The sequence below is a fragment of the Robiginitalea rubriflava genome (genome assembly GCF_052540725.1).
This window is the reverse complement of sequence record NZ_CP199309.1, coordinates 2390754-2404188: the sequence shown is the minus strand read 5'-3', so window position 1 is coordinate 2404188 and position 13435 is coordinate 2390754. Positions and strand designations below refer to the sequence as shown.

The window sequence follows — 13435 nt, the reverse complement described above, 5'->3', positions numbered from 1 at the left end:
AGATCAACCAAGCATGAAAAAATTCAGCCTATTAATTTTAACTGCCTTATGGGGTGTTACCTTCGCTTTAAATGCCCAAAATTCCTTTTCAGAAGGCCCGTTTGAACAACTGCTTATAAGGGGCGCGATGCTTATAAACGGGAATGGTGCCCCACCCATCGGCCCTGTGGATATTGTAGTTCAAAATAACAGGATTCGTCAGGTAAAGGTTGTCGGATATCCCGGGGTTGCCATAGACCCTGCTAACCGGCCGCAATTACAAGCCGGAGGAAAGGAAATCAATGCCGAAGGCATGTATGTCCTCCCGGGATTTGTGGATATGCACGGGCATATCGGGGGTACCGCCCAGGGGGCTGAACCAGACTACGTTTTTAAACTATGGATGGGACATGGGGTCACAACCGTAAGGGAACCCAGTGGCCGGGGGGTAGATTTCACCCTCGATTTAAAGAGAAAAAGCGCGGCTAACCGGATTATCGCCCCCAGGATTCTGGCTTATACCGGTTTCGGACAGGGAAGTAATGGCCCCATCAGCACTCCCGAACAGGCCCGGGAATGGGTCAGGGCCAATGCCAAAAAAGGTGCGGATGGCGTCAAGTTTTTTGGGGCCGCTCCCGAAATCATGGCTGCAGCCCTGGATGAAAATAAAAAGCTGGGGTTGCGTTCGGCCTGCCACCACGCCCAAATGGATGTAGCCCGCTGGAACGTGCTGCATTCGGCCCGTGCCGGGCTCACCAGTATGGAACACTGGTATGGCCTGCCAGAGGCCCTATTTGAGGATAAAACCGTACAGAATTACCCTTTAGACTATAATTACAACAACGAACAGCATCGTTTTGAAGAAGCCGGGAAATTGTGGGAGCAGGCAGCTGCCCCCTACTCCGCTCACTGGAACGCGGTGATGGATGAATTGCTGGAGCTTGATTTTACCCTGGATCCCACCTTCAATATTTATGAAGCCAGCAGGGATCTACACCGTGCACGCAGGGCAGAATGGCATGAAGAATATACCCTGCCTTCCCTCTGGCGTTTTTACGCCCCCAGCAAAGTCTCACATGGCTCCTACTGGCATTATTGGGGAACGGAACAGGAAGTGGCCTGGAAGCGGAATTATCGCCTCTGGATGACCTTTATAAATGAATATAAAAACCGGGGTGGCCGGGTCACGGTAGGGTCTGATTCAGGGTTTATTTACCAACTATACGGTTTTGCTTATATCAGGGAGATGGAATTACTGCGGGAAGCCGGGTTTCACCCGCTTGAAATAATACGAGCGGCTACCTTAAACGGGGCAGAGGCCCTGGGGATGGATGCCGATATCGGGACAGTGGCCGTTGGGAAACTTGCCGATATGGTAATCGTTTCGGAAAACCCCCTTGAAAACTTTAAGGCCCTATACGGTACAGGTGCCATCAAGCTGACCGAAAACAATGAAGTGGTTCGGGTTGGGGGCGTTACCTATACCATAAAAGACGGTATTGTTTACGATGCCAAGGCATTGCTTGAGGATGTTAAAAAACAAGTTGCTGCAGCCAAAGCAAAGGAAGGTTTTGAGATAAGACAACCCGGGAGGGATTAGGGGTAATTCCGTTCTGAACGCTCATTAAAAAAGGCCCCTCAGAGGAGCCTTTTTTAATTAGTTGAAAGCCTTATTTTATCCTTCTTTTTCCAGAGTGCACGCGAACAGGCTTAAGTTTTCGAACGGACAGATAAAGTAAAACACTTATTCCTGAAAGTGCAATGATTGTCAACATCATAAGATTAGGTTTTAAATGGCACTATTTGGGTCTAATTCAAATAACGCCTAGCTAATATAGGAGACCCCTTACAAAGACTGCAAGATTTGGGTTAAAGGGTGTGTTTTTTAGCTAAAGTGCTCATTTTGAAACAAATCAACCCTTTTAGACTGTCAAGATTTATAGTTTGAACACTGGACGGCTCATTTCCTGCTGATATTACTTGCCAAAAATCCGTATCTTGACAGGGCTATGAAGAAATTACGCTTTCCCATACCGGGACACCGTTTATTCGGCTTGTTTCTCTGCCTTATATCCCTGCCGCTAATTTGCGGGGAGGGCCTGGCACAGCAATCACGGCCTGAAGATAAGCTGTTCGATTGCATCCGGGGTGCTTATCCAAATGCGGGGCTCAGCCTGGACAGCCTGATGCTTACCTTTGAAGGGGAACTTATAGAAGAAGGGCTGCTTGAAACAAATTCAGCGTCAGATTACCGGGGCTTATTGCAACAGATTGCTTCAGGGCAGCGCATAATCCGACCCGTAGAACGCAATTTTGGGCCAAGGTTCCTGCAATTGGAGAAAGATTCACTGGTATATCTGGATTGCCGGGATATGCAAAGCAAACTACTCTCTGTAACTGAGGAAAGTACCTTATATCGTTTTGCGATTACCAAAAATAATTTACTGCAACAACAGGCTAGCGCTTCGGTTGAAGCGGCAAACTTGTTGGAAGTTTTGGCGGACACAGACTTTGAGCTTCCCTACTACAGGCTTTTTACCTACTATATCATCGATATGTCGGCAACGGAGGTTAGCCTCGAGCTCCCAAGCCTGGCCGAGCTACAGGCAACCGGAGGCCTTCAAAGTTCCGGGGCAAATATTTTAAGGATATACCTTAACGAGGAACAACAACTTGTTGTTAATGATAACATATACAGTCTGGAACAACTCAAGGAAACCATCAGTACCCATATACTGCAGTTTCAGAAGGATGCCGTATACATTCTGGAAGTGGAATCGGACGTAAAATACAGCGAGCTGACCCGGTTGAAAGATGAAATTGCACTGTCAATCACTACGGTGCGCAATAATTACGCACGAAGCCGGTTCAATAAAACCTTTCTGGAACTGAATCCTGAGGAAACCGCCCTGGTGACCCGGCAGTTCCCCATCCTGATTGTATCCCCTTAATCCACTTTTTTCTTAGATTTAAGTGATTAATACACTTTGATGGAGAAGCTCATTGTACGGGACTCGAAAAGACAGCAAATCATCTGGGGGGTACAGGCAGTAATTTTTACCATAATTGGAATCCTAAATTTTACCCTTGAGGATAACCCTTTTTGGCTGGATTATGCCTGGCTTTTCTTAGGTCTAGCCTATGCAGGAGGTTTCCTGTGGTACCGATTCCTGCCTTATGCAAGCCTGGAATCCGGTACGCTTACCGAATACAGTTTTCGCAAAAAAGAGGTTGATCTGAAGGAATTAACCACTTTAAAAACCTTTGCGGGAGAACTGATCCTGCAATCCCCGGATCAGAAAATAAAATTGAATTTGGGTATTATAAATCCCGGGGACAAGGAAAAATTAATGAATGCGCTAGAGCCCTTCGCGCCGGAGTACCTGCAGGGGAGGGCTGTTTAAAACCGGCCGGCTGTTGAACAATCCTATTCCCAGCACCAACAGGCTAATGCCCGGAACCACTACCAAAAAGGGTATCCAGGAAGGGATAAAACTCATTTCAAAGACGCCGTAGGCCAGTAACTGAGTGGCTACCAAAGCGAGAAGAGAACCCATAATACTTCCAATTGCCCCCAGGAACAGGTACTCCAAAGCCGTAATTTTAAGGATCTGGCTGGTACGGGCCCCCAGGGTCCGCAACAAGACACTTTCCCTGATCCGTTGTACCTTGCTGGTGCGGACGGCCCCGAGCAGTACAATCAGGCCCGTAAGAATACTGAAGAAGGCCATAAAACGGATAATCCAGCCAATTTTATCAAGGATATCCCCAACAACCTCCAGCAGCTGCCGGATATCCAGAACCGAAATGTTCGGAAAATCCCGTACCAGTTCCTGTTGCAGGGCAGCAGAACGGCCAGCATCTTCGGCATAAGTCGTCAGGACATGGAAACGGGGAGCTGCCTCCAGTACCCCGGTCGGAAACACAATAGAGAAATTCAGTTGCAAACGGCCCCAGTCCACTTCACGGATACTGCCAACCACAGTTTCCATCTGCACACCCTGTACGTTAAACAATAATGTATCCCCAACCACTACTTCGGCATCCTGGGCCACATTGGAAGAAAGGGAAATAGGAACTGGTCCCGTTTGATTTTTAAATTGCGGAACCCATTCGCCAGAGAGCAGTGTTTCAGATCCAATAAGGGAATCCCGATAGGTGGTTCGGAATTCGTGGTTCAAAATCCAGCCATTTACGGTAGCGGTAGTATCCTTACGGAGGTCCTCAACCGTGCGATCTTTAATTTTTTCAAGGCGCATGGTAACAATCGGGATATTTTCAAGCACCGGGAATCCCTTGGGCTCTATTTGGGAAGCCACTTGTTGTTCCTGTCCAGCCTGTACGTCCAACAAAATAAGATTGGCTGCAGGGGTTTCATCTTCCAGTTTTGCCCTCGCCAGCAGCATATCCTGTGTAAAATACAGGGTACTTATCAAAAAACTTCCGATTCCAATGGCCAGAATCAGTACCAGAGTCTGATTATTGGGACGAAAAAGGTTCCGTAGCCCCTGCCTTGCCTCAAAATTCCAGGAATTTGGGAAATACCTTCTGATAAGCCGCATCAGACCCCAGGCGATCAGTGCCAGAATGGCAAAGGTACAGGCAAGCCCGGCAACAAAGCCCAGGGCCCGAAGGGGTCGTCCCAGAATCTGGTTGGCTACCAGCCAGATACCCAAAAGAATTAAAGCAAAAACCAGTGTTTTCAGACGCTTTGAAATCGCAGGGCTTCCTTCCTGAATCCTGAGGACGGCCAGGGGGCTTACGAACCAGCTGCCCAGTAAGGGAAGCAAACCAAAAAGCACAGACATAAATACGCCAAGGCTGAGTCCGAGCAGAACAGGAGTCCAGTGGGTTGCCCATTCCAGGTCAACCGGCAAAAAATCCTGAATAAAAAAGGGGAAAACCTGCTGCAGCAATAAACCGACAGATGTCCCCAAAATACCCCCCAGTAAGCCAATGCCTACAATCTGAATCAGGAAAATTAGGAAACTCTGTTTTCGGGAAGCTCCCAGGCATTTCAAAATGGCCAGGAATTGCCTTTTTTCCTTCATATAAATATGTACCGAACTGGCAATCCCCAGGCAGCCCAGCAAGAGTGCAACAAAGGCAACCAGTTTCAGGAAACGCCCTACATTGTTGAAGCGGCGCCCGAGTCGCTGGCTGGTATCGGTGTGCAGGTCCATATCGGCGCCATTGATATCCAGTTCCGGATCCATCAAATTGTAATGTGCTTCGAGATCAAAACCGCCAGGTGCCTTGTAGTAAAAATTATAGCCCACCCTGCTGCCAGTCTGAATAAGCCCGGTAGCGTCCAGCTGATTATAAGGTATCCATACTGCCGGGGCTACGGAGGTGGTTACAGCCGTATTACCCGGGGCTTCGAGTATACTCCCACCTATATGAAAGATGCGGTTCCCCAATTTAATGGAATCTCCGGGCTGTAGCTTAAATTGGAGCATCAGGGAAGCATCCACCAGGGCTGTTCCATTTTGCTGGTAGCCGGATGCTGCTTCGGAAGGTTTCGTGAGCAGCTCCCCATAAAAGGGGTAATTCCCCTCCATAGCCCGTACCCGCACCAGTTTGGTGCCCGGCTTTTGTTGGAACGATGCCATGGATACAAAGCTGGCTTCCCTGGCCGAGGCAATAGCAACACTGTCACTTTGCCTGAGCAATTCCGTGGTTTCCTCCCCGGGAAGGGCATCCATATCGATTAAAAAATCCGCCCCCATCAATTCCTTGGATTGCCCTGCAATGGTCTCTTCCAGGGTTATCCCGAAATTCTGGATGGCGACCAGTGCCGCAATCCCCAGGACAATAGCACTCATAAAGAGGAAAAGCCTGCGTGTACTGGCTTTTCCATCGCGCCATGCCATTTTTAAAAGCCAGCCCATACCGGCCTTGTTATTTCTTTTGGTAGTATCTATCATCCCGTAACGGCTGAAGATTCCACTACAATCTTCCCGCCCTTAAGCTGCAGGATGCGATCGCATTTACGGGCCAGTTCCAAATCGTGGGATACGATTACAAGAGTGGTCCCGGCCTCCTTATTCAGGTCAAACAATAAGTTTTCTACCTTCTCTCCGGTATGGTCGTCCAAATTTCCGGTGGGTTCATCTGCGAATAAGATTTTTGGGCGATTGGCAAATGCCCTGGCGAGGGCCACCCGTTGCTGTTCTCCCCCGGACAACTGGCTGGGGTAGTGATGTCCGCGATCGGCCAGCCCAACTTTATCAAGGAGCTCCTTTGCCACTGGAAGGGCATTACGGACTCCCTGCAGCTCCAGGGGGACACAGACGTTTTCCAGTGCTGAAAGCGTCTGGAGCAGCTGAAAATTCTGGAAAATAAACCCAACCTGCTGATTTCTGAGTACTGCCCGCTGGTCTTCCGACAACATTTCAATCTTTTCCCCACAGAGTTCAATACTACCGGAATCCGGAGTATCCAAACCCGCACAAAGCCCCAATAAGGTGGTTTTCCCGCTCCCTGAGGGCCCTACAATTGCAAAACTGGTTCCTTCCGGTACCGAAAACGAGATATCCTGAAGGACTTTAAGAGGCCTCCCGCCACTGTTGTAGCTTTTCTCCAGCTGGTAAACGTTTAATATATTTGACATGTCTGTATCTTTCATCTCCCAAAAGCGCTGAAAATACGGAATACTAATCAAATACCCGTTTTGGAACCATGCCGGAAATCTTAAAGTTTCGTTATATTTTTTTATGCCTGATGTGCCTGCTGCTCAGTTGCGGGGATACCGATAAAAAAGCAACTCCTCAGGACGATTCAACACCAGAAGAACAGGTTGCCGAATTGGGAAATGAGCAAACGATCCTTTTTTTCGGGGATTCCCTTACAGCAGGTCTGGGGCTTGATCCGAACCAGGCTTTTCCGGGCGTCATCCAGAAGCGCCTTGATTCATTGGGGTACCCATATACAGTGGTCAATGCCGGGCTTAGCGGAGAAACCACAGCTAGTGGTAAAAATCGACTGGATTGGGTACTTCGGCAGGAGCCGGCCGTATTTGTCCTTGAACTGGGTGCCAATGATGGCCTCAGGGGCATCCCGCTATCGGAAACCCGGGCAAATCTTGCGGAAATTATTAGTAGAGTACGAGAGAAATATCCGGATGCCCGCATTGTTCTGGCAGGCATGCAGCTCCCTCCCAACATGGGCCCGGAATATACAACGGAGTTTCGCCTAATTTTCCCTGAACTGGCAGAGGAACATCAATTGGAGTTGATACCCTTTTTGCTGTTGGGGGTTGGCGGGGACCCCGAATTGAATCAGGCAGATGGTATCCACCCTACCGAGGAAGGTCATAGAATTCTGGCTGACAATGTCTGGGAGGTGCTGGGGCCGCTACTGGAAACCGAACCCGGCAAGACATCTTAAGCGATACCCCTGTCCCTTTTGGTAGAAAAGCTCAACGCCTTTTTTACACGTGCATTAGGACGACGATACAGACGGGCTACTTCAGTGCTGCTTATCTGCTTCTTGTTAACATCGATCTTAGTGATCTCCACCATTTCCATTTGAACAGTTTCAACTTTTAATTCCTGGGCTTTCTGAGCCTGAGCAGCGATTCCGATAAAGAGAACAAATACGATGGTAATTATAGCTTTCATGACTTGGGGTCTTTTACTATAATTAAAACGGGCAGGAGCGTGTTTCAACGGCTTGCATTTCGCCGAAAAACCCTTATTTTTCGGTATCTGGCAAGAATCCGGATAAGCGGTAAAAAAACATCGGTGAACGGATCGGACACCCGAAACCGCTTATCGGTTTAAACTGTTTTTAATCGACAGGAAGATGGATTAAGACGGCTGTATTTTTACATACAGCCGCTTAATCACAGCATTGGGGTTGCATCAATCTGAAAGCTATAATTGATCTTATCCCTTTTACCTTACTGAATATTTCTTTTACACTGGAATATCCGGCCTGTTGGTTTATGCATGGCGAGCCATTCCTTTAATATCTAATTGTATTTTCCCAGTATCCTGAATTTTCATTTACTAGGCTACCCCTCTGTCCCTTTTGGTAGAAAAGCTCAAGGCCTTTTTTACACGTGCATTAGGACGACGATACAGACGGGCTACTTCAGTGCTGCTAATCTGCTTCTTGTTAACATCGATCTTAGTTATCTCCACCATTTCCATTTGAACAGTTTCAACTTTTACTTCCTGGGCTTTCTGAGCCTGAGCAGCGATTCCGATAAAGAGAACAAATACGATGGTAATTATAGCTTTCATGACTTGGGGTCTTTTACTATAATTAAAACGGGCAGGAGCGTGTTTCAACGGCTTGCATTTCGCCGAAAAACCCTTATTTTTCGGTATCTGGCAAGAATCCGGATAAGCGGTAAAAAAACATCGGTAAACGGATCGGATAGCCGAAACCGCTTAGCGATAAAATGGGTAGTTAATCCGTAAACCTTTTACTGATAGTTTAAAAAAATGAGCGGATCGGGGCAATTCTGCCGGTAAAAATCCAGTGAGGATGCGGTACAGACCCCGGGATAGTCCCCGGAATAAGACTCTAATTCCCGAATGAGTTGAAAGTGCAGGTGCGCTGCATAGCCCCCATTAACCTCTACATCCCCAAGATGGGCCAAAACCTGGCCCTGACGAAATACCTGGCCCTGATGCAGCCCCTGCAGGTCTGCAGGGGCTAGATGGCCATATAACGTATGCATCTTCCCGGAGCCAAAATGGTGTTCCAGAATAATAACAGGGCCATAATCTCCGGCATTTTGTCGATTGGCCCAGCTATGGACCTGCCCATCTAGAGGAACCATTACAGGGCTGCCTGCAGCTGCCCAGAAATCAACCCCAAGGTGAATGTTCCGATCTTCTTTAAGGGTATCCTTAAAGTGCGCAAAAGAAGAATACAGTGCGCGTTGCTCGAGGTATCCGCCATAGGCTATCCCGGCACCGTGTTGCCGCAGTTGCTCGTCCAGGTAGGCCTGACAGGCCTCCGGATCCCGTACAGAAGCCCCCAGATCCGGATTGGATACAGATAAATCAACCCGCAGGTATTTCTCCCGCTCAAAAGGGATATGCATTAGTGGTAAAGGCATGCCGGTCTTTTCCATAATTGGTCTCCAAATATCTAAAATACTTTTGGCTGCCGGGAGGCTTCCGGGATAATAAATTCGTGATACCTGAGAATTAACATTTCTTAAAGGCACCCGCAGGGCTGTAGTTCGTATTTTCGAAAAAGAAAAAGAAACCATGAGAAAAGAATTTAAATTATTGATTACCGCCTGTTTATGCCTTTTGATGGTATCCTGCCAGTCCAGGCCCAAAAAAGAAGATCAGGCAGCTAAAATCCCAGAAATAGCAGAAAATAAAGAAGTCGCAAAAGGCTTATCCCAGCAAGACTTATCGCAATACGAAACAGCCTATTTCGCCAGCGGGTGTTTCTGGTGTGTTGAAGCAATCTTTGAAAGTGTAAAGGGTGTAAAGGAAGTGGTTTCCGGCTATGCCGGGGGGACTGAAAAGGATCCTACTTACGAACAGGTCAGTTATGGTCGCACCGGTCATGCAGAGGCAGTTGTGGTATATTATGACCCTGAAGCAATCAGCTTTTTTGAACTGGTACAGGTTTTCTTCGGGTCTCATGACCCAACCACCCTCAACCGGCAGGGCCCGGATCAGGGAGCACAATATCGATCCATCGCCTTTTACGAGAATGAAGAAGAACAAAAAATTATCCTGGCCTATATGCAGGCACTCAGGGAGAATAAGGTTTACGACCGGCCTATCGTTACCGAGGTAAGCCCCCTGACTAAATTTTACCCTGCAGAAGACTACCATCAGGATTATGAAAAAAAACATCCGAACAATCCGTATATCCGAAATGTTTCCATTCCGAGGCTCAACCGGTTCAAGGCAAATTTCCAGGATTACCTGAAGGAAAATGCGCATTAAACCTGTGAAAAAAAGATAGTTTTTAGGAATGCGGCCTATTTACGGGCCGCATTTTTATATCTGTATCCAAGAAGGAAGTATCTTTATTTATAAGAATTCCGGAAGCTTAGGACCTCCATAAGACGCCGAAATTATTATCCGAATCCGCCCAACAATAGAAATATGAAAAGAATACTGTTTGTCGCAATGCTCCTGCCCCTGCTGTTCTCCTGCTCAGGGGAACGTCAAAAAGAAAACCATCAAATAATCCCCGTAAACAAAAGCCGTTCGGAAATTGTGCTGGACGGCAATGCCCAGGAGGCCAGCTGGGATGAACAACAATGGTATACCCTGGATCAGAACTGGCTGGGCGACACCTATGATTTTGAAGATTTTTCTGGCCGCTACAAGCTCTTATGGGATGATAAAGCACTTTATCTCTATGTGGAAATTACGGATGACACGCTTTACGACCAGTATTCGGACCCCCTGAAACTCTGGTGGGACGATGATTGCCTTGAAATTTTTGTCGATGAAGATAATTCTGGGGGCCTGCACCAATACAACCACAATGCCTTTGCATACCACGTAGCTTTGGACGGAAACGTAGTAGACCTGGGTCCTGACCGGGAACCACATCTGTATAATGAACACGTCAGGTCTTCCAGGAAACAAGTGGGGAATATCAGTAGTTGGGAAGTGGCCGTTGCACTATACGGGGATGACTATACAGAAGGCGGGAAGCATAGCCCGGTAGACCTGAAAACGGATAAACAGATAGGCTTTGCACTGGCTTATTGCGACAATGACGGGAGTAAGGAACGGGAAAATTTTATAGGGTCGGTTTTTGTTCCGGGAACAGATAAAAACCAGGGGTGGATTAATGCGGATATATTCGGGACGCTGCTGCTGAAGGACTAATCAGTTGTTAAGGTTTACCTGACTATAAGAGGCGTTAATTACGATGGAACTTCCCGAACCCTTTTTCAGGAAATATCCTTTACTGGCTGATCCTGCAGCCCCTTTTCCGTTTTCCCAGGTAATCCCCTTGGGAAGCAACACTTCAGAGGCTTTGTTGTTCAGGCTAATAGCATAGGCTACAGTCGGCAATTTCCCATAAAACTCCCCATTTTGAACAGATACTTCCAGTTCTCCAAAATTATTTGATAACGAATGAATGGTCAGGGAACCGAGGTTGTTTTGTATGGAGGTTTTTCCCTGTATCCGGTCTATTTCAATATTGGAAGATGTGCTGTTGAGCACCAGGCGGGCCACTGCATCCAGTGTTATATTATCCGAAAAATCGGCACTGAGCTTCCCTCCCTTCCAGGATTTGACCGAAATAGGCGAATATCGGGCCTCTATAAGCGTATTTTCGCCTTCGAGGGCCGAAGCAAGCAAACTTGAATAAGACAAGTTTGCTCGCATGTTTAATGTATTTCCGGCCATTTTCACCTCTCCGTGCCTTACATTCATTTTCAGGCGGGTGTTCTTTGGCATTTTTATTTTAATCGTCTTTTTGATGGTAAAATTTTGCCTGCCCTTAGCTCCGCGCATATAAAAAACGGAGGCTTTATCCCTTGCCTTTTCCCGTACCTCAGCCCTTGCCTTCGCAGCTTCCTCTCGGGCCTTTGCCACCTCTGCACGTATTTTATCGCGTTCGGCTGCCATTTTTGCGCGCTGCTCTGCCCGCATTTCTGCCTGTTCCTCCAGGCGCTCCATCCTTTCGGCCTTGCGCTCTTCCCATCTCGCTGCCCATTCACCGGCACGGGCCTCCATTTCCCTGGACCATTCTTCCATTTCCTTTTGATACTCCTTATCAAAGCTTTTCTCAAACTCCTTTTGCCATTTTTTCATATAGGCCTCACCGTCTTTCTGATACGCCTCGTAATCGAAGTTTTTGAAAGGCATCGGGGGCATGGGGGGCATTGCAGCTATCTCGGGGAGATCAGCCATTATATCACTGATCATGGGGGCTAAATCAGGCATTTCGGGAATCTCGATATTAAAATCACCCATATCGAAATTCGGAGCATCCATCCTCCAGCTCCAGGCTTCATTTCCCCTGGTGCTGATCATCACTGTGGAACTATTCCCCATTATTTCGATTCCGGCACCCTCAAAATAATCCTTTGCTTCTTCTTTAGAAGCCCCTTCCAGAGTGATTACCGCCTCTACTACCACCTCATTTTTATCCCAGGTTTCAAATTCGATATCTGCATAGGAAGTGTTCAGTTCAATAACCGCATCTTTATCTACCCTGAAGGATTCCTTATAGGTCTTTGAATTCTGAGCCAGAGCGGGTTGCATACAAAGCAAACCACATATTATCAGGCCTTTAAACGCTATTGACGTTAACTGTTTCATTTTTTGTTGATTTTAATTCGTTTAACTTCGATTTCAGTTTTAATAATAATTGCAAACGGTATTGAAAATTCCTGATCATAGCCGAAATGGTTTGCTCATTCGGGCCAATTTCATTTAACTCCTGGCTCAATAACTTGTATTCAGAATCCAGTTCCCTGAGCCGGGCTATAAAATCATCCGCAACCATCCTGTTTTCCTCGGAAATATCCAGACTCGCCAGTTCCATGTTTATATTGGTGGTGTAATACTGTTCGAGTTTTTTAAGATCCGGTGACAGGTCTCCCAGCGAGATGGCAGCAGGAGTTTGGGTACTATCCCGGGCTACCACTGTTTGCGAATCTTCAACCGCTAACTTTCCGTCAGGCAGGAAGTACCAGATTCCAAAGCTCAGCAACAAGGCAAGCGAGGCAGCTATTCCCAACCAGGAATAGGAGCTTTTGCGCTTTTGCGGAAAAGATTCCTGAAGTCGTTTTCGGAAACGGCCCTCATGTCCCTCCGGCATTGGGTGCTCCTTCTCCCGATCTGCTTTTAATAAGTTCCTAAGATCTTGCGACATGGCTTTCTTTTTTTAATAGTTCTTTCAGATACCCTTTGCCCCGCATCAGACGGGTACGACAGGTGGTTTCATTAATCTCCAGTATTTGGGAAATTTCTGAATGGTCATATCCTTCAACCAGATACAGCTGCACCACAAAACGATATTTCTCGGGTAACTCATCTATACAGTTTTTGACCTGTTCCACGGATACTGCATCAGAAACAGTCCAGTCATCTTCCTCCGCAATGCTAAGCCGATGTTCTTCCAATTCTACAAAATGCTGGCGCCGGGCTTTCAGAAAATCAATACAACGGTTTACCACTATGCGTTTCAGCCAGGCCCCGAAACTTACCTCTCCCTGGAACTGATCGATCTTCTGGAATGCCCTAATAAAGGCTTCCTGGGTTACGTCTTCCGCATCTGCAGTATTTTTCAAAAACCGCATGGCCACACAAAACATCCCATCGGCATACTTGCGATAAAGCTTTAATTGAGCCTTTTGGTTATGTTTTCTGCACTGTGAGATCAGATCTGACTGTACAAACAAAGTTTCCAGCTTGGTATTTTTTAGTTGCTATCTTAAGGACGACACAAAATATGCAGTGTTTCAAAAAAGAGTATTTTTAATAAAATTTTTGTAATC

Annotated in this window: 14 protein-coding genes; 6 read left to right on the top strand and 8 right to left on the bottom strand. The window is 47.1% G+C overall.

Annotated features, from left to right (window positions below):
- The first annotated feature begins 13 nt into the window (after positions 1 to 13).
- The 3 genes from ACT6NU_RS10905 (at position 14) to ACT6NU_RS10895 (ending at position 3383) form a co-directional block, all read left to right on the top strand.
- Complete coding sequence (locus ACT6NU_RS10905; protein WP_445381705.1) at positions 14 to 1579, top strand: amidohydrolase family protein; 1566 nt, start codon at positions 14 to 16, stop codon at positions 1577 to 1579.
- Positions 1580 to 1988: 409 nt separating this feature from the next.
- The gene (locus tag ACT6NU_RS10900; protein ID WP_445381704.1) at positions 1989 to 2930 is read left to right on the top strand and encodes an ExbD/TolR family protein; all 942 of its coding nucleotides are present in this window, start codon (positions 1989 to 1991) and stop codon (positions 2928 to 2930) included.
- Positions 2931 to 2969: 39 nt separating this feature from the next.
- On the top strand, positions 2970 to 3383 hold the full coding sequence (locus ACT6NU_RS10895; protein ID WP_445381703.1) for a hypothetical protein: 414 nt from the start codon (positions 2970 to 2972) through the stop codon (positions 3381 to 3383).
- Here ACT6NU_RS10895 and ACT6NU_RS10890 read toward each other — a convergent pair.
- Positions 3339 to 5852 (bottom strand): ABC transporter permease, encoded by a 2514-nt coding sequence (locus ACT6NU_RS10890; RefSeq protein ID WP_445383854.1) that lies wholly within the window; start codon positions 5850 to 5852, stop codon positions 3339 to 3341. The two genes, ACT6NU_RS10895 and ACT6NU_RS10890, sit on opposite strands and share 45 nt — an antisense overlap.
- Positions 5853 to 5902: 50 nt before the next feature.
- Positions 5903 to 6592 carry an ABC transporter ATP-binding protein gene (locus tag ACT6NU_RS10885; RefSeq protein ID WP_445381702.1) on the bottom strand — a complete coding sequence of 230 codons (690 nt, stop codon included), beginning with the start codon at positions 6590 to 6592 and terminating at the stop codon, positions 5903 to 5905.
- A gap of 68 nt (positions 6593 to 6660) precedes the next feature.
- Between ACT6NU_RS10885 and ACT6NU_RS10880 the strand changes: the two genes are divergently transcribed.
- A complete protein-coding gene (locus ACT6NU_RS10880; RefSeq protein WP_445381701.1) occupies positions 6661 to 7368 on the top strand; it encodes an arylesterase in 708 nt (235 codons plus the stop codon).
- Here the strand turns inward: ACT6NU_RS10880 and ACT6NU_RS10875 are convergent.
- The 3 genes from ACT6NU_RS10875 to ACT6NU_RS10865 form a co-directional block, all read right to left on the bottom strand.
- Positions 7365 to 7601 carry a hypothetical protein gene (locus ACT6NU_RS10875; protein WP_445381700.1) on the bottom strand — a complete coding sequence of 79 codons (237 nt, stop codon included), beginning with the start codon at positions 7599 to 7601 and terminating at the stop codon, positions 7365 to 7367. The two genes, ACT6NU_RS10880 and ACT6NU_RS10875, sit on opposite strands and share 4 nt — an antisense overlap.
- Positions 7602 to 7991: 390 nt before the next feature.
- Entirely contained in the window at positions 7992 to 8228 is a 237-nt protein-coding gene (locus ACT6NU_RS10870) for a hypothetical protein (RefSeq protein WP_445381699.1), read from the bottom strand.
- A 185-nt stretch (positions 8229 to 8413) separates the two neighbouring features.
- On the bottom strand, positions 8414 to 9055 hold the full coding sequence (locus tag ACT6NU_RS10865; RefSeq protein WP_445381698.1) for a peptidoglycan DD-metalloendopeptidase family protein: 642 nt from the start codon (positions 9053 to 9055) through the stop codon (positions 8414 to 8416).
- Between the two features lie 154 nt (positions 9056 to 9209).
- Here ACT6NU_RS10865 and msrA point away from each other — a divergent pair, with 154 nt between their 5' ends.
- On the top strand, positions 9210 to 9908 hold the full coding sequence (msrA, locus tag ACT6NU_RS10860; RefSeq protein ID WP_445381697.1) for a peptide-methionine (S)-S-oxide reductase MsrA: 699 nt from the start codon (positions 9210 to 9212) through the stop codon (positions 9906 to 9908).
- Positions 9909 to 10070: 162 nt separating this feature from the next.
- Entirely contained in the window at positions 10071 to 10808 is a 738-nt protein-coding gene (locus ACT6NU_RS10855; protein WP_445381696.1) for a sugar-binding protein, read from the top strand.
- On the opposite strand, the gene ACT6NU_RS10850 is transcribed toward ACT6NU_RS10855, so the two are convergent.
- The 3 genes from ACT6NU_RS10850 to ACT6NU_RS10840 are packed head-to-tail and all read right to left on the bottom strand — an operon-like array spanning position 10809 to position 13339.
- Positions 10809 to 12254, bottom strand: a complete 1446-nt coding sequence (locus ACT6NU_RS10850) for a DUF4097 family beta strand repeat-containing protein (RefSeq protein ID WP_445381695.1) — start codon at positions 12252 to 12254, stop codon at positions 10809 to 10811. It abuts the gene before it with no gap.
- A complete protein-coding gene (locus ACT6NU_RS10845) occupies positions 12226 to 12810 on the bottom strand; it encodes a hypothetical protein (protein WP_445381694.1) in 585 nt (194 codons plus the stop codon). Before ACT6NU_RS10845 ends, ACT6NU_RS10850 begins: the two co-directional genes overlap by 29 nt.
- Positions 12794 to 13339, bottom strand: coding sequence for an RNA polymerase sigma factor (locus ACT6NU_RS10840; protein ID WP_445381693.1), 546 nt, complete (start codon positions 13337 to 13339; stop codon positions 12794 to 12796). The genes ACT6NU_RS10845 and ACT6NU_RS10840 overlap by 17 nt, the downstream gene beginning before the upstream one ends.
- Positions 13340 to 13435: the final 96 nt, after the last annotated feature.